Source organism: Paenibacillus pinisoli, from assembly GCF_003605435.1.
Classification (GTDB): domain Bacteria; phylum Bacillota; class Bacilli; order Paenibacillales; family Paenibacillaceae; genus Pristimantibacillus; species Pristimantibacillus pinisoli.
In genome coordinates, this window is sequence record NZ_QXQB01000002.1 from 582,740 (window position 1) to 601,918 (window position 19,179).

The window sequence follows — 19,179 nt, forward strand, 5'->3', positions numbered from 1 at the left end:
TAATCCTGTTCTACGATTAGCCATATCGCTAGAACAGGAGGTGCAACATACACTCATGCATTCATTTCTCGCTACACTCGCCCGCTTCGCCAGCAGCCGCAAGGGCAGCGTATGGATTATCGTTCTATGGCTTGCGCTTGCGGCCGGATTGTCCGCGCTTGCGCCCGGGGCCAAGGAACATGCTATCAGCAGCACGGAAGACAGCATCCGGCTTCATACGCCATCCGCCATCGCAAGGCAACTGGCGGAACAGCATTTCCCATCGGATGACGGGCTCCCTGCGCTTTTGGTTTTTCATGCAGATACTGCGATTACCGAACAACAACAATCCGCTATTGAACAGATAAGCCAGTGGCTGTCTTCGGATCAGAAGCCGGAGCATCTATCCGGCGCAATGCCGTATCATCTCTTCCCGCCAGAGGTTCAGGAACAGCTGTACTCCGAGGACGGCAGCACTCTGCTGCTTAGCGCAGTACTGAAGAAAGGCTCCGACTCCAAAGCGATCAGCGCTGCGTTGGAGGAAATTCGCAGCTATGCGGACAGCGTCGGGCTTCATGGGATGCGAATGGAGACGACAGGGCCGGCCGGCATTGCCGCGGATACAACCAAACTCTTTCAAAACGCGGATATGGTGCTGATGCTCGCAACGGTCGTGCTTATTCTCGTTCTTCTAGTTCTCATCTACCGTTCGCCGCTGCTTGCTCTGCTCCCGCTTGTCATAGCAGGCGTTGTCTATGCGGTTGTGGACCGGGTAATCGGCATCGCGGCTGCCAGCGGCTCCATCGTCGTAGACAAGCAGGCCATCTCGATTATGATGATTCTTCTATTCGCTGTGCTGACGGACTACTGCTTATTCGTCGTCTCCCGCTATCGGGAGGAACTGGCGCGTCTAGGCTCCAAGCATGATGCGATGAAAGCTGCCATGCTTGGCGTCGGAGAAGCGATTCTATTCAGCGGCGGCACCGTATTGCTCGCCGTCATCACACTGTTCGCAGCCGTGTTCCAGCCTTATCATTATTTCGCGCCTGTCTTCGCAATCGCGATGGTCATTATGCTGCTGGGCGGACTGACGCTCATTCCTGCTGTATTCACGCTGGCCGGCAGAGCTGCCTTCTGGCCGTTCAAGCCGAAGCTTGCGCCCGTCCAGCAGCACCGCGCAGGCTTATGGACACGGATCGGGCGGCTGGTCACGAAACGACCGGCTGTTGTATCAGCGGCGGTTGGAGGCTTGATGCTGCTGGCGGCTGTCAATGCGACAGGCATTCAATTCTCCTTCAATCTGTTGAAGTCATTCCCTAACGAGCTCTCCTCCAGACAAGGCTTCGAGCTATTGGAAGAGCATTTTCCGCAAGGACGGCTGGCTCCTGTATCGGTGCTGCTCGAAAGCGACGGAGAGCTGCAGCTTACGGAGACGCTTCGGGGCAGTCTGAGCCAACTGGCGGAGCGGATGAAGTCGATGGACGGCGTGGAGAGCATATCGCCAAGCCCCGAAGCCATTGCCTCAGCCGATGGCTCCGCTTCTCCGCCGCGCGGATTTCTCTCTGCCGACGGCAAGGCGGTCAAGCTCGAATTGACGCTGGCTGAACATCCCTATGAAGGCGAAGCGCTTGCCGCTCTGAAGCAGCTGCGCGATTCAAGCGATCAACTGCTTCGTGACAGCGGCTTTAGCCCAGGCAGCGCCAAGCTTCATTATGCAGGCGCAACAGCGCAGCAGCTCGATGTTCGAGATATGAACCAGAGAGATATGGTTGTGGTGTTCTCCCTTGTCACCGGACTGATTGCCATTATGCTTATCTTCCAGGCCAGATCGATTCTAATCGCCTTGACGATGATGGTTACGATGCTGCTCTCTTATGCCGCATCCTTCGGTATCGGCTGGGCTCTCTTGCACAACCTGCTGGGTTATGACGCTATTAGTTACCGTCTCCCGCTTTATGCCTTTGTGTTCTCCATTGCGCTTGGCGTTGACTACAACATTATGCTGGTATCCCGGATTGCGGAGGAAGCGCGCAAGCGCAGCTGGCGGGAAGCCGTCATGACAGGAGTGTCGCGCACCGGAGGGGTCATTTCCTCTGCAGGCATCATATTGGCAGCAACATTCTGCGTCTTGATGACCCAGCCGCTTCAGGAGCTGTTCCTGTTCGGCCTCATTATGGCAATCGGCATCTTGCTTGATACATTCATCGTTCGGGGCATGCTGCTGCCATCCTTACTTGTACTTCTAGAGCGATGGCTGCCCCGCTATCGTCCCTTGCCTCATGCACGGCAACAGGACTATCTGAATAGAACTTAATTCAATTTATTGGAGGTCATCATTCATGTACGGTCTTTTATTATTTTCTCATTTGGCAGGACTCATGGTATGGGTAGGCGCGATATTGGCAGTCATTGTTATGCTGTTCATGCTGAAAGGACAGCTTGGCACCCCGGAAGCGAACAGCTTATCGAAACGCATCATCAGCGTCTTCAGCCGATTCGCCCACCCTTCCGCATTTATCGTGCTCGTCAGCGGCGTCATTATGATCATCCAGCTCAACATGGGTTCCAGCAAGCCATTCTGGCTCGATATGATGGAGAAGGCCGGAGGCACTATCATTTTGCTATTCCTGATCGTAGTAGGCATCATGGGCGGCAAGCTTAAAAAACGTCTGCAAGCAGCCGCTTCCGGCACTGTCTCTATCTCTTCTTATGTGACGTCGCTTGCGATTTCGCTAATTGCGATTTTGGCTGTTGTCCTGATCGTCAGCTTGAAGCTGTAAGCTTAATAAGCTATATCCAAAATAACGCCGCTTGGTGCGGACGGCCATATCCGTCCCCCAAGCGGCGTTTTTGATGATCATATCTAAATTAGTGCTCATCGCCCTTCCACAATCGGCGGAACGACTCGCTTGAAGCAAGCAGCTCCTCCAGCTTCCCTTCCGCTTCAATCCCGCCGTCCTTCATCAGAATAATATGATCGGCCTGCGCAAGCGCAGCCTTGCGATGAGAGATGACGAGACAAGTCGCATCGCCGCGCTCCTGGAACAGCCTCGTCCAGAGCTTCTGCTCCGTCTCGACATCGAGCGCGCTCGACAGATCGTCGAATACGTACAGCTCCGCTTCCCTGACCAGCATTCTGGCCGCAGCCGTGCGCTGCGCCTGGCCGCCGGACAGCTTGACGCCCCGCGGACCGATCACCGTCTCCAGCCCCAGCGGCAATCCTGCCAGATCTTCCGTCATAACCGCGGTATGGATAGCACGCTGCAATTGGCCGCCGTCCTCGGATTGGCCGAGAAGGATGTTCTCCTTCAGCGTATCGCTGTACAGCCTTGGCACCTGCGCCGTATAAGCGCTTCGGGGAGGAATAAAAAACGACCCCGGATCCTCCACAAGCTTGCCGTTCCAGAGGACATCGCCGCTATCCTTGGGCAAGAGGCCTAGCAGCGTTCGGACAAGCGTTGTTTTGCCTGATCCGATAGGACCGGTGACGACAGTGAAGGAACCCCGTTCAAGCTTCAAATCAATATGCTCGATTCCCCTCCCGGTCTCGGGATACCGGTACGCCAAACCTGTTGCTGCAAGCTGACGCAGCTGCTCCTCAGATGCCAGCGGCTCCAACTTTGATGAAGCCTCGTTATCTTTCTTGCTCAGATGAAGCGGCTTGAACGCCGTGAGCAGCTTGGCCGGAGCGCCTTGCAGAATCCACGTTAAGCGGGATAAAGCCACTCCCATCTGCTTGAAATAGGTGAGGAACTTGCCGAAGTTGGAGATGAACTGGGTAACAAAGGTCAAGTAATAGACAAACAATGCAAAGTCGCCTACCGCAAAGTCCCCGCCCCGCATCTTGCTTCCTGCCAGCAATAGGATCATGCCTGTTCCCAGGTTGACCGTATTGGAGAAGATCGAATCCAGCCCCTCTGTCATCAGCTTATCCTTTAGCATCGTTTTACGGCGGGTATCATTGAGCGAGCGGAAGCGGTCCACAACCCGCTTCTCCGCTCCGGCCACCTGAATCGCCTGCACATTGCCGAACATATCGCTGATAGCGCCTGTAACCTGAGAAGTCGCTTCGCGGCTTGCGGAGCGGTACTTCTGCAGTCTCGTGGTCGCCAGCTGCGCGGCAATAACGACCAGCACGAGCGGCAAGAAGACAAGCATCGTCATCTGAGCATCAATCCGGACCAGAATAAAGCAGGCGACTGCGGCGAAGCAAGTCATGCCGAACACGTCAACCGACCAGCTTACCGCTTCCTCGCTCTGATCCACATCATCCCGGAAGTGGCTGATCGCCTCGCCCGGCGAGCATGGAATCGCCTTCGCGCCCGGCTCCTTCAGCACATGCTCCAGCAGGTTGCGTCGAAGCAGCATGCCCATGCGGAATCGGAAGTTCACATCAGTAATAAAGCCGATCCAGATGCTGGCGCTTCTGGCGATCGCCGCGCCCAGCAGCAGCGCGATGATAGTGCCTGTGCCAATTGCGGCTGCTCCGCTCAACTCCAGCGAATCGAAAAACATCTTCATCACCAGGCCGGGGAATATCGGCATGAGATAGATAATCGTCCACATCAGGGCATTGGCAATGTACCAGCCCTTGCGGTAGCCGATCAGACGCATCATATATTGGAATGAACTCATACTGTCGCCTCCTCCAGTCCCGCAGCCAGCATGCGGCTGAATCTTGAGGAGGGATCGCTTGCCAGCTTGGCTCGCTCGCCGGTTTCAACCATGCGCCCCTGCTCCAGTATCACAATGCGGTCTGCCCTTTGAATCGTTGATAATCGGTGCGCAATGATTACGCAAGTGCGCTCGCGAAGCAGCTTGTCGATCGCCTTCTCCAGACGATGTTCCGTAATAGGATCAAGCCGCGAGGACGCCTCGTCCAGGATGACCAGTCCCGGATCGTTCAGGAATACCCTTGCAAAGGCGAGCAGCTGCGCCTCGCCTGCCGACAGGCTTCCTCCTCCCGAGTCCAGCCGCGTATCCAGCCCATCCGGCAGCGAATCGTACCACGATGCCAAGCCTAGATCATACAGCACGCCAATGATGGTCTCATCCTCTATTCCTTCATTATAGAAGGTCAGGTTGTCCCGTACGCTGCCTTGAATAATCTCAATGTTCTGTGTCACAAGCGCAACCTTGTCTCTGACTTCCGATAGCCGGCAGTCTCTAATATCGATGCCGCTGAGCTTGATGCTGCCTTGCTGCGGATCATAGAACCGGAGCAGGAGACGGCCGATCGTCGTCTTGCCGCTTCCCGTCCGCCCCAGCAAACCAAGCACTTCGCCCGGCTTCAGCTGAATATCCAGATCGGATAACGTCGGCTGATCGTCATATCCGAATGTGACTTGCTCGATATGAACGGCCAGCGGTCCATCCGGCAGCGGGTCTCCCCGCCCGTCCTGCACTTTCGGCTCGAGCGCGAACAGCGCCTTGATTCGCTGTAAGCTGGCATCCGCCTTTTGCAAATCTTCAATTTGTGTACGAATCTTCTCGATCGGCTTGGCCAGCAATTCCGTATAGAAGAAGATCAGATAGACGGTACCAATCGTAATGCTGCCCGCCTTCCATAATGCGGCGCTAATCGCAAATGCCATCGCATTGCCAAGCGCAAATACGATAATGGTCGTAATCCACATCGAAGCAAAGCCGAGGAAAGCCTTCCTGCGCAGCGGGAGCATCCGGCGAAGCAACGAATAGAAGCGGCGCATGACGAATCCCGAGGCGCCATTGGCGCGGGTATCCTCCGTCCCTTCCAAATGCTCGCCGATAAAGCCATAAAACTCGGCGTTAACGCCCCGCCACTTCTGCCAGACCGGTGCCGCAAACTTGCGAATCCACTGAATGATGAACACGGCGAAGACAACGAATAGAAGCATCCCCGCTCCGATCCATAGATTTTCGCGGAACAGCAGCACAATAATGCCGATCATCAGAATCAGGTTGCCGGCCAGATGAATAATGAAGCTGGAGAAAAAATTGGCCAGCGCGTTCACGTCTCCGTCTACCCGCTCAATGAGCGAGCCGGAGGTATTGGATTTGTGAAACGACATATCCAGCTTGAGGCAATGCTCCGCAAGATCGCCCCGCAGCTTATTGGTTGTCCTCCATGCCAAATTCTCGCTGACATACGTTGCGATTACGCTTATCACTTGCCCGATCAAAGAAAAGCCGATAAAGGCCAGCGCCGCATAGACAAGCAGCTCCAGCGGCTGGTCCGATTGAGCCGTATCGATAAAATAGCGGATAATTTGCGGACTGATCAGCTGTACGCCAATAGAAATAAACAGAAGTATGGCTAGCCCGATCAAAGTTGACTTCTGAGGAAATAAATACCGGCGTAACATACTGTAGTAATGACTGACGGATTCAGGCCCTGCTTTCTTCTTCATATGGGTTCCTTTCCTCTCTTGCTTGACAATTCATTGTTGTATGCATTAGACATGTTTGATATGATTTTTACAGATTAGGCGCGTACTTACGGATCGCCTGGTTAGACAAAAGGAGGAAACGCGTTGAGTCACTATCAGAATGACGACCAGCAACAGCAACAACAATATCAATCCCAATCGGGCGGCTATTCACAGCAGCAGCATTACCAGCAGCCCCCGCATTTTCAGCCTTATTACCAGCAGCCCAAAACGAACGGAAAATCGATAGCCGCTTTGGTGCTTGGCATCTGTTCACTTATTCTCCCTTATGTCGGCTTTCTCATCGGCATTATAGGCATCATTTTCGGCGCAATGTCGCTCAAAGAGATCAAGCAATCGGGAGATCAAGGACGCGGTCTCGCAATCGGCGGCCTCGTCTGCAGCATTATCGGCACAATTCTATATGGCGTCATACTACTGATTATCGTTCTGGTTGTCGCATTCTACGCTACGGAATCAAGCAGCTATTATTACTAACGTTATACGCGCTAGAAGGAGCCTTACTCAATGACTACCTTTATATCCTGGAACGTGAACGGCCTCAGGGCATGTGTCAATAAAGGCTTTCTGGATTACTTCGCCTCTGTGGACGCAGATTTCTTCTGTCTGCAGGAGACGAAGCTCCAGCAGGGCCAGATTGATCTTCCGCTTGGGGATCAATATCGCCAATATTGGAACTATGCCGAGAAGAAAGGGTATTCCGGTACGGCGATTTTCACCAAAAAAGAACCTCTGTCGGTCTGGTACGGCCTGGAGGACAACGAAGAATTCGAAGGCCGGGTCATCACGCTGGAATTCGAAGACTATTATTTGGTCACAGTCTATACGCCCAATGCCAGACGAGATCTATCGCGCCTTGACTACCGGCTGGAATGGGAGGGCCGGTTCCTTGCTTATATCAAGGGGCTCGACGCCCGCAAGCCGGTCATCCTATGCGGCGACCTGAATGTCGCCCATCAGGAGATCGATATTAAAAACGCCAAATCCAATCACGGCAACTCCGGCTTTACGGCAGAGGAACGCTCTTGCATGACGCTGCTACTGGAATCCGGCTTTGTCGACTCGTTCAGACATCTGCATCCCGACCGTACGGACGCCTACAGCTGGTGGTCGTTCATGCCGAAGGTGCGGGAGCGGAATGTGGGATGGCGGATCGACTATTTCCTCGTTTCGGAGCGTCTGGCGTCCAAGATTGCCGATGCTCGCATTGATTCCGCTATTATGGGCAGCGATCATTGCCCAGTCGCGCTTATACTCGAATAAAGAGGTCCTTCTTCATGATTGCGGACGATTGCTGCCCGTCTCGATGAAGAGGGACCTTCTTTATGATCTGGACAATGCAGTTAACTGGAGGATTTCGGTATGAAGCGTTGAATCCAATTGCCGAACGCGCCGGGATTCCGGCTCTGGATCAGAACGGTGCCCTCTCCGCGGAAGCGGCATACAAGCATCTCCCCGCTCTTCCAGCTGGATACCCAGCCCTTCGAGGACTTCTCGATACTGTAAGCCATGTTCCCGGGCCATGCCACCAGATGTCCGTTGTCGATGACAATCTCTTCGCCCGGTCCCAGCTTCACTTCATGAATGGCCCCAAAGGAAGATAGAAACACCGTTCCGCGGCCTCTCACCTCCACCACAAAAAAGCCTTCCCCCGAGAACAAGCCTCTGCTCAAATTTTGCATTTTGGTGCTGACTTCAATTCCGTCCGTGCCGGCTAGAAACCCGTCCTTCTGCACCAACAGCGTGTAGGAGCCGTCCAGCTCCACCGCCTCGATATCCCCCAGCGTCTTAGGAGCCAGCGTCAGCTCGCCTCCGCCCCTGGCAGCATTCACTTCCTGGAAGAAAAAGCTCTCTCCGCTTAGCATTCGGCCCAGTCCCCGCATAATGCCGCCGTCAGTCGTGCCTCTAAGCTCAAGCGTGGAGGACATCGATACCATCGCGCCGGATTCCGCCTTCACGCGTTCTCCCTGCCCCAGCTTAAGACGAAGCATGGCAAATGCGCCTTTGTTCAACACTTCGTACTGCATCCCTTCATCCTCCTTCGAACACATCTATATTTAAGTCTTATTTACATGATCTAATAAAAATTAGTATACCGAAAAAACACGAACGTGTGTATTTATTTTCATTGTACGCTTTGCTGCGCATCCGGACAAGGTAGAGATTGACTATAGCCTTTGTTTTCCCTTGCGCGGACAAGCTTGCGTGCCTTAAAGTTCAGAATATCAAATGCATACGGCAATTCTTTACAGCAGCCGTACAGAAAAGGAGAACAACAATGAAAGGTATTCATTGGGAGGACAGTCCGCCGGACATTAGGCGCCAAGCCCTCCTAGTCAAAAAATATATGGAAGATTTCCTGGGTGACGCCTTGACCGGCCTCTATGTGCATGGCTCCTTATGTCTTGGCGCTTATTATCCCGGACGCAGCGATCTGGATATGCTGGCTATCGTGAACCGGCCGCTCTCGCCCAAGGAGAGAAATCATCTCATGCTGGCTTTCCTGCACCTGCACCGCAGGCCTGCCCCAATTGAGTTAAGCATTATGGTCCATGAAGATCTGACATTATGGAAGCATCCGGCTCCGTATCAATTTCACTTTAGCGACTATTGGCGGAAACGGTATGCGGAGATGGCCTATTGGGAAAATGAAGGGTTCTGGCACTACGAGGGTGAACGCTGCGATCCCGACCTGGCTTGCCACGTGACGCTTGCCCGCCAGTTCGGCATTGCCCTCTATGGTCCGCCGCTTGCCGTCTTGTCTGCTGCTGTGCCCGGAGACGACTTATGGCATTCGCTGCGCAACGATGCCGAGGAGCTGATGGCGCCCTTGGCTTCTCCTTCCCCTGACCATGAAGTCATGATTAAGACCCAAGAAGCGATCGGCGTCCTGACCTTAACGCGTATCTGGTCCTATCAAGAGACGGGGCTAATCTACGCCAAGCTGGAGGCAGCTGAATGGGCCATGCCACGGCTGCCGGAGAAGCTGCGCCCCCTTGTGGAACAATCCGCTGCGAATTATTTGGAGCCCTCCCGGACTTATTTCTGCCGTACTCAAGATTGGAACGAGCTTCGGGAGCTGCTCCTTGCCTCTTGTCCGCTTTCGCACACCGCATAGGCTATGAGCTCTCTCCCTCTTAGCCTTGGTGCTGCTGCTTTTTCCTGCCTATAGCCCCTCCCAATACGCTAATGGCCTGCCTTTACCCACAGCCGCTTTCGCAGCTCCCTTGTCTCACAAATATGCTAATCTACTTCTTAGTTTGTCCATACTCCTTCGCTCCGGTCTGAATAAGCTACCGAGGGAGGGGATACCAATGGGCAAAAAACAGGATAAAAAAGAAAAGGAACGAGAAAAGGAACGAGAAAAAGAACGCGCTAAAGAAAGAGTAAAAGAAAAAATAAGAGAAGAAATGAGAGAAGAAGCAAGAGAAGAAGCATTCACTCCGCTTCAAGAGGTTACGGTGGATTGCTTCTGCCATGCAGCAAACGGCTATAATAGCGATGCGCTGAGACTGGACTGCGAGGGCATGAATGATTTGAATGATGCGGCAAGCGCCTTCTTCCGGATTCCCGTTTTTTTCAGCCATCAAAATTTGTTCACGCTAGGTCCTCCGCAGCCGCCGTTATCGCCGGAGCAGCAATTTATTATTCGGATGTTCAATGAAATCAAAAAAGTGCTGCTATTCCCGCGAACGCTGCCCAACACCGACCAATACCCTAACACGACACTGGAGAATGTCCGCAGAATTGTGAAATCGAGCTATGGCACAGCCGCTGTGCTGTTAAAGCCTACCGGCCCCACCGGGCTCGGCGAGCCGTATTCGCCATTTCTGCAAATCGAGCCAGCCATGTCCTATCAATACGGGCTGCCTATCCTGCTGGTCAAGCAAAGCACGATTCAGGCAGGAGGCGTATGGGGTGACGCAGGACCGCTTGCGCCATTCACTCCTCTGATCTGGTTTTCCAGCTCGACAACGGTGGACCAGTTCTTTGACAGCGTCCAATGGAAGGAAGCGCTGCAGAACTGGGCGGCGCAAGTTCGCAACGGCTTCTTTATCCAGACAGATCCCGAGTTCAAATATTCTTGCTAACGGAAGACTTCACACCACATTTGAGAGACTGATGAATGAGAGACGACGCTCATTTCGGAAGACTCTCTTTTTCTTTTCATAAAAGCAAAAGCGTCGATTCATCTGCATCTCCGCCTGAAGACGTATATACGTTCATTCCAAAGGGGCTATTCACCTCTGCCCATTTATGACATTATTGGTTATAGAACACTATCGGAGGTGCGGGACTTGAATACTTCTTCGAAGCAGGGATCCCTATCTATCATTATGACTATGCTGCGGCGCGCCAAGAAGCATTGGCTTTCTTATGCCGGTGTAAGCGTTATCGCAGTGGCCGCGTCCATTCTTCCTGTCGGCTGGGCTGAAGCGATGCGGAGGCTCTTCGATGCGGCGTATGCGCTTGATAGCGATGCGCTATCGATAGCGGCGCTCTGGTTCGGAGCCATCTTCGCTGCAGAGCTTATCATTTCATTCGTTCAGGCATTCTTGATGCAGCGCTTATCCAATCGGACAACGCTCGATCTGCAGAAAGATATATTAAACGGATTGTTCATCATGCGCCTGATCAAATATAACGGCTGGCATACCGGCGACAAGCTTCAGCGAATGAACCAGTCAGCTGTCAGCGCCCAGACCGGATTGAACGAGAAGCTGCCTGAGCTTGTGCAGAACGTTTTGTCTATCGTGTTCCTGTTCGCTTACTTGACTGTGCTGTCTTGGCAGCTTATGGCGGGCGCACTGGTGGCGGCCTTGCTTATCCCGCTGCTTAGCAACATGCTCGGCAAGCCGATCCGCATGAACCAGGAGCGGACGAACAAGGCCCAAGCCGAGACGGATGCCGCCCTGCTGGACCAGCTTCAAGGCGCGGAGGTGACGCGCAGCTTTAATCGCCGCGAGGACTTTAACAAGAAATGGGTGCAGCAGGTGGAGACGACCAGACGCCGCTGGCTTCGTACGGATATGTACCGCGCCATCACCAATTCATCCATTATGATCGGCTTCCTGTTCGGGCAAACCTACATATTCGGCATGGGGGCCTGGATGGTCGTCCAGAGCACGCTCGGCATTGGAGCGATCGCGGCTTTTATCCTCTCTTATGAACGAATTATATTCCCGCTGGCCCATATCGCCAATACATGGGCTGCGGTGCAGGATGCGATTGCCCATGCCGGCCGTGTGCTTGAACTGGCGGAACAGCCGGCAGGCGCCGCGTCAAAGCAAACCGGCAGTAGCGATGAATCGCCTCAATGGCGCGAGGATGCCGACATCAATCTGGAAGAATGCACATTCTGTTATGGCGACAAGCCAGTGCTCCAAGGCTTCTCCGCTACCTTCAAGCATGGACAGAAGACAGCAATCGTAGGGCCTAGCGGAAGCGGCAAGAGCACGCTGCTTAAGCTGCTGCTTGGGCTTTATCCGCCGGATGAAGGCGTCATCCGCCATGGAGAGACGCCGCTGCACGAAGGCAACTGGAAAAAGTGGCGCTCACTGTCAGCGTATTTGCCGCAAGACTCCGTCATTCTCGACGCCACTGTCGCAGACAATATCCGCATCGGCAAGCTCGATGCCACCGATGAGGAAATCCGCCAGGCTGCGAGACTAGCCAATGCTCACTCGTTCATCGAGGACTTGCCGGGCGGCTATGAGCATCGGCTAGGCGAAGGCGGCGGACGGCTCTCCGGCGGCCAGAAACAGCGGCTCGCGCTGGCTCGCGCCTATATTCGCAACCCGCGCATCCTGCTGCTCGACGAGCCGACAAGCGCGCTCGATGCCGCCAATGAAGCGGCAATGCAAGATGCGCTGCGTACGATCGCAAGGGGCCGTACCGTCATTGTAGTCGCCCATCGCCTCTCAACTGTGCGGGATGCGGACTGCATTTTATATGTTGAAGACGGACAGTGCATGGAATCCGGCACCCACCAGGAGCTGATGCAGCTGCAGGGCCGCTATGCCGCACTAGTACAGGCGGGCGACTGGCAGGACAACGATGCAGAAGGGAGAACGGCCTGATGAGACAAGTGCCGCAACTTAGCGCGACCCCGCGTATTCGGGAGCTTATTCCGCTCCTATGGAGCCGGCTTGGCAGCAGCCGTACCCTGTTCGTCTTGGCTATTCTGCTCTGCCTGACCGACCTCGTCATTCACCTGCTTATTCCGATGATGATGGAATTTTACTTTAACTTTCTGGAGACAGGCGAGCTGGACAAGGTCAGGAATTTGCTTGTCGGCTTTAATATCGGCTTGCTGGTGCTGACCGTGCTTGGCCTGATCGGACATTATCTCAAGCAGAACAATATGAGCATCCTGCACCGCAACGTCGCGCTGGAGCTCGCTGACCATGCGCAGCGGCTGCCGCTGGAGAAAGCGCAGGCTTCCCATTCAGCCGATCTGCAGCAGCGCATTTATTGGGATTCGAACAAGGTCACGCTTCTGCCCGTCACCATCTTCAACAATATGGGAACCCAGATCCTGATGCTCGTCTTTGCCAGCATCTACATGTTCACGCTGCAATGGCAGGTCGCGCTGGGCGTCTTCCTGCTGATGCCGCTCTGTCTCCTGGGCAGCCATCTGCTACGCCATCGACTTATGAACATCGGCAAGCGGGTAGCCGACCAGGAGAGCGTGCTGAAGCAATGCCAGCAGGATGCCCTGCAAAGCATGGATATGCTTCGCGCCTTTGATGTGCAGGAATGGATGACGGACCGATTCGTTCAGGAACGGAAAAAGCTGAACGATCTGTACATGCGCCGGATGTGGTGGCAGGCGCTTGTCCATACGCTGTCCGTTACGTCCGCCCTGCTGATCGCATGGGGTACAATTCTGACCGTCGCCTGGCTCGCCGTACAGGGCAAGATTCATATTGGCGCACTGATGGCATTTTTCATCCTGATCTGGAGAGTGTATAATCCGCTTCTCGCGCTTGGGCAGCTATGGGGACAAATTCAGGAGTCCAAAGGGGCTGCGATTCGAATCGCAAGCATATGGAATGCAGCGAAGGAGCCGGAGCATCAAGGAGAGGCGAAGGAGCCTTCCCGCGGCACTATTCAGGATACAGGCCTGACCTGGCATAATGTACAATTCGGCTACGAAGAGCATGCGGGCATTCAGGAGGCTGAGAAGCAGCCGCATGGGGCAGAATCCGGAGCAAGCGCTCCGCTGCTTCATCAATTCAAGCTTGCGCTGGAGCCCGCTTCCTTCATGGCAATCGTAGGCTCCAGCGGCTCGGGCAAATCCACGGTCGCCAAGCTTGGCGCAGGGCTGCTCTTTCCTTCTGCCGGTACGGTGAAGGTATGCGGAGCCGCTACCGAAGAGAGCGCCGAGCATGCCCGGCAATTTGTATCCTATGTGCCGCAGCGTCCCTATCTGTATGCCGGGACGATTCGTGACAACCTGCTGATGGCTAAGCCGGAAGCAACGGAAGCGGAGCTGATCGAAGCGGCGGCAATAGCGGAAGCCCACGCCTTCATTCAAGCCCTCCCTGACGGCTACAATACCGTCATGAGCGAGCACGGCAATTCATTAAGCGGCGGACAGAAGCAGCGGCTGGCTATTGCGAGGGCAGTGCTTGCCGACCGTCCGGTCTGGATCTTCGACGAAGCAACCTCCGCGCTGGACCTGGAGACGGAGCGCAAGGTCATGGAGGCCATTCTGAGGCGGGCCAGAGAGCGCGGAAGCTCGGTTCTCGTCATTGCCCACCGCCTGACCACGGTCCAGGAGGCCGATACCATTGTCGCCATGGAGAACGGCAAAATCGTCGAGGCCGGGACGCATGCGGAGCTGCTTGAGCGGGAAGACGGACTTTACCGCAGCCTATGGCGGCAGATGGACGGCAGCCTTGCCCTGAATACCGCGTAGTACCCCTAGTTTCACCAAAAGACAACCGCGCAGAGGCACGTCATTAGACGTTCCTGCTGCGCGGTTTTTTACTGCGAATGAGCTGTACGCCATGTGTCCGATTGGCGCCATGTTTCCCAATACCGCTGAAGCACGGCCCCGTCGATTTTAGCTCTCAGCCGATTGGTCCTATTGCTCCAAGCGTCCTGTGTCGCCAATTGCAGCACTCCTTTCTGCTCCAGCAGATGAAAGAGTTCTTCAGAATGATAGACCCCCGCCGGAGGCTGTCCGGTGTATATGAGCTGCGACGTTGCCGCTGCTGCGGCAGCAGTAGCCTCCCCTTCCCCCCGGCCTGTCAGAAGCGCGCTGGAGCAGACCCGTTCGCCATTCTTCATCCCGAGCGTATCGACACGTACAGCGTAACGGTCCGATCCAAGGCTGAACCGGTCGAAGCTATCGGCAAGCTTGGCTTTTACGCCCTCTTTGGCCAGCAGCTTGGGGAGCCTGAGCGCCGCTGCCGCGCCAAGGCTTGCCGTGACAAACCGGGAATCAAAGCATAGCCTTGTCGCTACGCTAGCCGCCCCAATCGTCTCCGCCAGCGTCAGCTGATCGGAGAAGGGGAAGCGGTAAGCCGTCCGTCTACCGCTGCTTCCGAAATCCGCCTTCCTCCCGTCTGTAAACGGGCGCTTCCATACCGGCTGCCCGTTCTCTATCAGCTTGAATGGAGCTCCCGCATAACTGTCGATCGTCCACTCAATCGCAGCTCTGCCATGCTTTTCGCCAAGTCCAAGCATAATAGAGATCGCTATATCCGTGGCCTCATCCAGTTCAACTGCCGTCTCCAGTGCCAGCAAATTCGTCAGACCTGGAGCAAGCCCGACGCTGCATACTGCGGTAGCGCCAGCCTCTCGCGCCTTTCTGTCCAGCTTCTTCAGCTCCTGCAGGAATGGCGCCTTTGCTGATATATCCACATAATGCGTCCCGCTCCGCAAGCATGCTTCCGCCCAGGCTGTGTTCTGCTGGTCCAGACACATGACAGCCAGCTTGACTGAATCGAACCAGTCCCGGCTCGGAATTTCCTGCACATTCAACGCAAGAGGCCTGATTCTCCCCTCAGTCCGTTCGCTATAGGCTTGCGCCTTGCCCAGGCTTCGTCCAGCCGCTATCACCTTCCCTGGAAACAGCTCGCCCAGCCTCATGCATATGCCGCTTCCTACATGTCCGTATCCGCCAATCACTACGATATCCGTTTTATTCATGGCTGCAACCTCACTTTCCTTTCCAGCAATGCTCCCTTACAATGGAGTAAGAATTATTCTCAATTATAAGCCTGTGCCCCCAGATCGCCATCCCACATTCATGGGATTATTGGATGGGCAGAAAGGAACCGATATGCCCTCTTATGCCAAAAGAATCGAAACGCTGCACAGCCAGTCACCGCTTGCCCGCAGCTTCCGCGAAGGCTTGCTGCCGATTCTGCGGGAGCTGCTGCCCTTCGATGCGGCATGCTGCACCTCTGTCGACCCCATAACGCTTCTATCTACGGGCTCGATGACTGAAGAGGGCGTGGAGCCCATTCACAGCCAGCTGTTCGAGCTGGAGTACCGGACGGATGATCTCCATGCCTTTCATCTGCTGGCAGTGGCCCATCCCTCCGTTGCTTCCCTGCATCTCGCAACGGAAGGCCAGCCTGAGCAAAGCCTCCGGTATCGCACGATATTGAAGCCCGTAGGCTTCGGCGACGAGCTGCGCGCCGCGCTGACAGAAGACGGAGCATGCTGGGGTTTCCTGACGCTGTTCCGCTCCGTGCAGGCACCTCCCTTCGAGCAGCACGAGCTGGAGAAGATTGCGGATATCGCTCCCGCAATTGCACGAGCGCTGCGCTCCTATACGCTGACGGTGCCGGAAGCTGCCTCACATAGGCTGACTCGCCAAGAGCCCGCGCTCCTGATACTGGACGATACGCTGGCTGTCCAATACGCGAGCGGCATCGCTGACGAATGGGTGGCATACCTGCGCGAGTGGGAGCGCCTGCCGGACTCCGCCATGCCGAGGCCGCTTCAGGCAGTCTGTGCCAAAGCAATTTCCTCCGGCGACGAAGCCCGCACGACCGTCCGTATTCCGGACGGCACTTATTTGACCCTGCGGGCCGTACGGCTGGACGATCGGCGCGGGGATGCGGGAAGCTATGGCATCGCTGTGCAATTCGAGCTTGCGAAGCCGTCCGAGATCCTGCCGCTGCTCGCCAAGGCGTATGCGCTGAGCGCCCGCGAAATGGAGGTTGCTGAGCTCATCTTCCGCGGAGCCTCGACCAAAGAGATTGCCGCCAAGCTGCATATCTCCGCTTATACGGTGCAGGATCACTTGAAGTCGATCTTCGACAAAACTAGCGTGAACAGCCGGCGGGAGCTGCTTTGGCAGCTGTTCACCCGTTTCGCGCTGGATTAAGCAGCCTTTGTTAACCGTCATTCTGTAACGGTGTGCAGCATCGTTACATGCTTAGATTCGCCCCAAACTGCGATGTAGCAACGCCACACACCTTTAGACGCGACAAATAGGCGGATCCGCCTCTGTAGCGGTGTGTCGCAACGTTACATGCTCGGATTCGCCTCAAACTGCGATGTAGCAACGCCTCACACCGTTCGACGCGACAAAAAGGCGGATTCGCATCTGTAGCGGTGTGCAGCATCGTTACATGCTCGGATTCGCCCCAAACTGCGATGTAGCAACGCCACACACCGTTCGACGCGACAAAAAGGCGGATCCGCATCTGTAGCGGTGTATAGCAACGTTACAAGCTCGGATTCGCCTCAAACTGCGATGTAGCAACGCCTCACACCGTTCGACGCGACAAAAGGGCGGATCCGCATCTGTAACGGTGTGCAGCATCGTTACATGCTCGGATTCGCCCCAAACTGCGATGTAGCAACGCCTCACACCGTTAGACGCGACAAAAAGGCGGATTCCGCATCTGTAACGGTGTGTCGTAACGTTACATGCTCGGATTCGCCTCAAACTGCGATGTAGCAACGCCACACACCGTTAGACGCGACAAAAGGGCGGATTCCGCGTGTTGGGAGATTCGCGCGTTGTGAGCGCATCTATAGCATAGATTATTTACTAGCCAATCCCTGTGTAAATAATAAGTCAATTCGAAAGCCAAAAATGGCGGTGCAGGGAACACCCTGACACCGCCATTCTTTCTTTTTCGCCGGTAGCTCATTCATCCAAATGAGGTATCTTCCCGAACCGAATAAACCTGCTTAGAGACACCTCTACCTAATAAACCTTAACAGTTCGCTAACAAGCGGAGGCAATACCGATATATGCCCCTCACCGTCGAACCTCCGGTATTGCACCTTGAACTGCTCTCCCGCATAGGGGAGCATTCCCTCATATAACCGTTCCGCATCGGCTACCATGGACGGCTTCTCGTCCGATCCGATACCGATCAGAAGCGATGCCGCGATTTCTCCCCTTCGCAGCTTATCCTCTACCTTCGGCCATCTCTTCAGCAGATCATGCCCCTTCCACCAGATGGAGGGACTGCCTGCAATATAGGACTGGTAGGACTCTGGGCGGCTGAAAAGCGTATGAAGTGCGAAGAAGCCGCCCAAGGAATGGCCGAACAGCGCCTGGCGCTTGCGGTTAATCCGCACCAAGCCTTCAATGGCAGGCTTCAGCTCATCCTCAATAAAGTCCGAGAATGCTTCCGCCCCGCCTACCTCCGGCCACGCGGAGCCGTCCGGCCTGGCAGGCAGCTCGGATTGGCTGGCCGCTATCGTATAATCATAAAATCTCGGACCCGACACGATCGGTTCATCTGAATCGTAACCAATCGCTACAATGACTTGGGGCTCCATTCCATGAGGCTTGCGCCCTTGCAGCCTCATCGCCTCCGCAAGCGTGCCGAATGTGGCATTCCCGTCCAGAGAGTACAAGACGGAATAGCCCTCCTCCGGAGGTGCCGTCTTGGGCTGCCACACCATAATCCGATATTCCCTTCCCGTCTTCCGCGAGCGTATGGCGAATCGGCGGGTGCCCGGAATGCTGTATTCCGCCCCCTCTTGCGGCATGGGGACAAGCGGCGCCTCAAGCTGCGAAGGAGTCTCTTGTTCCGCTTGGGATGGGTACAGCCAAGCCAGCGACCGGAGCAGATGCTCCGACATGTAGAAGCTGTCATGGGTTCCGCCCTCCCTCAGCTCGAAGCACAGTTGCCCCGCCGGAAAGCCCTTCTCCACAAGCTGCTTCGACGCTTCGATGGTATAGGGAACCATATGCATCTGAATGCTGGTCTTATAGATGCCTTCGCAATCGCCAACCGACATATAAATTCGCAGCGAATCCGGCAGCGCGGGCTGCTCCTGAATGAAGGGCAGCACGCCCTCGAACCAGAATGAGGCTGAAAGCAGACCCAGCCTGCCGAACACGTCAGCCCGCCAATAGCCTGCAAATAACGAGATGAGCCCGCCGAAGGAGCCTCCTATGATGGCAGTATGCTCCGCTTCCGGCTTCGTGCGATATCGCTCGTCAATATAAGGCTTTAACCGTCCTGCAAGCTCATCCACATACTGGCGCCCCTTGCCGCCGAATGGAGGAAAGCCCTCCAGCAGCGGAGGAGCAGGCCAAGGCGTATATTCCTCATTCCGGTTATGCGGCTTCACCCCGACGAACAGAATTTCTTCCAGCTTCCCTTGAGCCGCCAGATGGTCGAGCTGATTGGATACCATCTCGAACAGCTCTCCCCCGTCCTGAACGTAAGCAACGGGGAACCTTCTGTCCGGCTGCCGATGGTATGAGGGCGGAAGATAGACGAGCATCTCGCGTCCCAATGCCTCGATACGCTCAAAATGAATCATATCGCTTCCC

The 19,179-nt window shown here is 55.2% G+C and carries 14 protein-coding genes; 9 read left to right on the plus strand and 5 right to left on the minus strand.

Annotated features, from left to right (window positions below):
• Positions 1-55: 55 nt before the first annotated feature.
• The gene (locus tag D3P09_RS10000) at positions 56-2,293 is read left to right on the plus strand and encodes an MMPL family transporter (protein ID WP_120109434.1); all 2,238 of its coding nucleotides are present in this window, start codon (positions 56-58) and stop codon (positions 2,291-2,293) included.
• Positions 2,294-2,318: 25 nt separating this feature from the next.
• Positions 2,319-2,759 (plus strand): hypothetical protein, encoded by a 441-nt coding sequence (locus D3P09_RS10005; RefSeq protein ID WP_120109436.1) that lies wholly within the window; start codon positions 2,319-2,321, stop codon positions 2,757-2,759.
• A gap of 88 nt (positions 2,760-2,847) precedes the next feature.
• Here D3P09_RS10005 and D3P09_RS10010 read toward each other — a convergent pair whose 3' ends face one another.
• A complete protein-coding gene (locus D3P09_RS10010; protein WP_120109438.1) occupies positions 2,848-4,614 on the minus strand; it encodes an ABC transporter ATP-binding protein in 1,767 nt (588 codons plus the stop codon).
• A complete protein-coding gene (locus D3P09_RS10015; protein ID WP_243644046.1) occupies positions 4,611-6,368 on the minus strand; it encodes an ABC transporter ATP-binding protein in 1,758 nt (585 codons plus the stop codon). Before D3P09_RS10015 ends, D3P09_RS10010 begins: the two co-directional genes overlap by 4 nt.
• Positions 6,369-6,491: 123 nt before the next feature.
• Between D3P09_RS10015 and D3P09_RS10020 the strand changes: the two genes are divergently transcribed.
• Together D3P09_RS10020 and D3P09_RS10025 are read left to right on the plus strand one after the other, a co-directional pair.
• Positions 6,492-6,884 carry a DUF4190 domain-containing protein gene (locus tag D3P09_RS10020; protein WP_120109440.1) on the plus strand — a complete coding sequence of 131 codons (393 nt, stop codon included), beginning with the start codon at positions 6,492-6,494 and terminating at the stop codon, positions 6,882-6,884.
• A gap of 30 nt (positions 6,885-6,914) precedes the next feature.
• The gene (locus tag D3P09_RS10025) at positions 6,915-7,670 is read left to right on the plus strand and encodes an exodeoxyribonuclease III (protein WP_120109442.1); all 756 of its coding nucleotides are present in this window, start codon (positions 6,915-6,917) and stop codon (positions 7,668-7,670) included.
• A gap of 80 nt (positions 7,671-7,750) precedes the next feature.
• On the opposite strand, the gene D3P09_RS10030 is transcribed toward D3P09_RS10025, so the two are convergent.
• Positions 7,751-8,434 (minus strand): TIGR00266 family protein, encoded by a 684-nt coding sequence (locus D3P09_RS10030; RefSeq protein ID WP_120109443.1) that lies wholly within the window; start codon positions 8,432-8,434, stop codon positions 7,751-7,753.
• A 251-nt stretch (positions 8,435-8,685) separates the two neighbouring features.
• On the opposite strand from D3P09_RS10030, the gene D3P09_RS10035 reads away from it, so the two are divergent.
• The 4 genes from D3P09_RS10035 (at position 8,686) to D3P09_RS10055 (ending at position 14,331) form a co-directional block, all read left to right on the plus strand.
• Positions 8,686-9,525: an aminoglycoside adenylyltransferase domain-containing protein gene (locus tag D3P09_RS10035; protein WP_120109445.1), complete on the plus strand. Its 840-nt coding sequence runs from the start codon at positions 8,686-8,688 to the stop codon at positions 9,523-9,525.
• Positions 9,526-9,721: 196 nt separating this feature from the next.
• Positions 9,722-10,498 carry a hypothetical protein gene (locus tag D3P09_RS10045; RefSeq protein WP_243644048.1) on the plus strand — a complete coding sequence of 259 codons (777 nt, stop codon included), beginning with the start codon at positions 9,722-9,724 and terminating at the stop codon, positions 10,496-10,498.
• A 207-nt stretch (positions 10,499-10,705) separates the two neighbouring features.
• Positions 10,706-12,487 (plus strand): ABC transporter ATP-binding protein, encoded by a 1,782-nt coding sequence (locus D3P09_RS10050; RefSeq protein WP_120109449.1) that lies wholly within the window; start codon positions 10,706-10,708, stop codon positions 12,485-12,487.
• Positions 12,487-14,331, plus strand: coding sequence for an ABC transporter ATP-binding protein (locus D3P09_RS10055; protein WP_120109451.1), 1,845 nt, complete (start codon positions 12,487-12,489; stop codon positions 14,329-14,331). The genes D3P09_RS10050 and D3P09_RS10055 overlap by 1 nt, the downstream gene beginning before the upstream one ends.
• A 68-nt stretch (positions 14,332-14,399) precedes the next feature.
• Here D3P09_RS10055 and D3P09_RS10060 read toward each other — a convergent pair whose 3' ends face one another.
• Positions 14,400-15,569, minus strand: a complete 1,170-nt coding sequence (locus D3P09_RS10060) for a saccharopine dehydrogenase family protein (protein ID WP_120109452.1) — start codon at positions 15,567-15,569, stop codon at positions 14,400-14,402.
• Between the two features lie 100 nt (positions 15,570-15,669).
• Here D3P09_RS10060 and D3P09_RS10065 point away from each other — a divergent pair, with 100 nt between their 5' ends.
• Positions 15,670-16,758: a helix-turn-helix transcriptional regulator gene (locus tag D3P09_RS10065; RefSeq protein WP_243644050.1), complete on the plus strand. Its 1,089-nt coding sequence runs from the start codon at positions 15,670-15,672 to the stop codon at positions 16,756-16,758.
• An 827-nt stretch (positions 16,759-17,585) separates the two neighbouring features.
• On the opposite strand, the gene D3P09_RS10070 is transcribed toward D3P09_RS10065, so the two are convergent.
• Positions 17,586-19,169 (minus strand): alpha/beta hydrolase, encoded by a 1,584-nt coding sequence (locus D3P09_RS10070; protein WP_120109455.1) that lies wholly within the window; start codon positions 19,167-19,169, stop codon positions 17,586-17,588.
• Positions 19,170-19,179 lie beyond the last annotated feature (10 nt).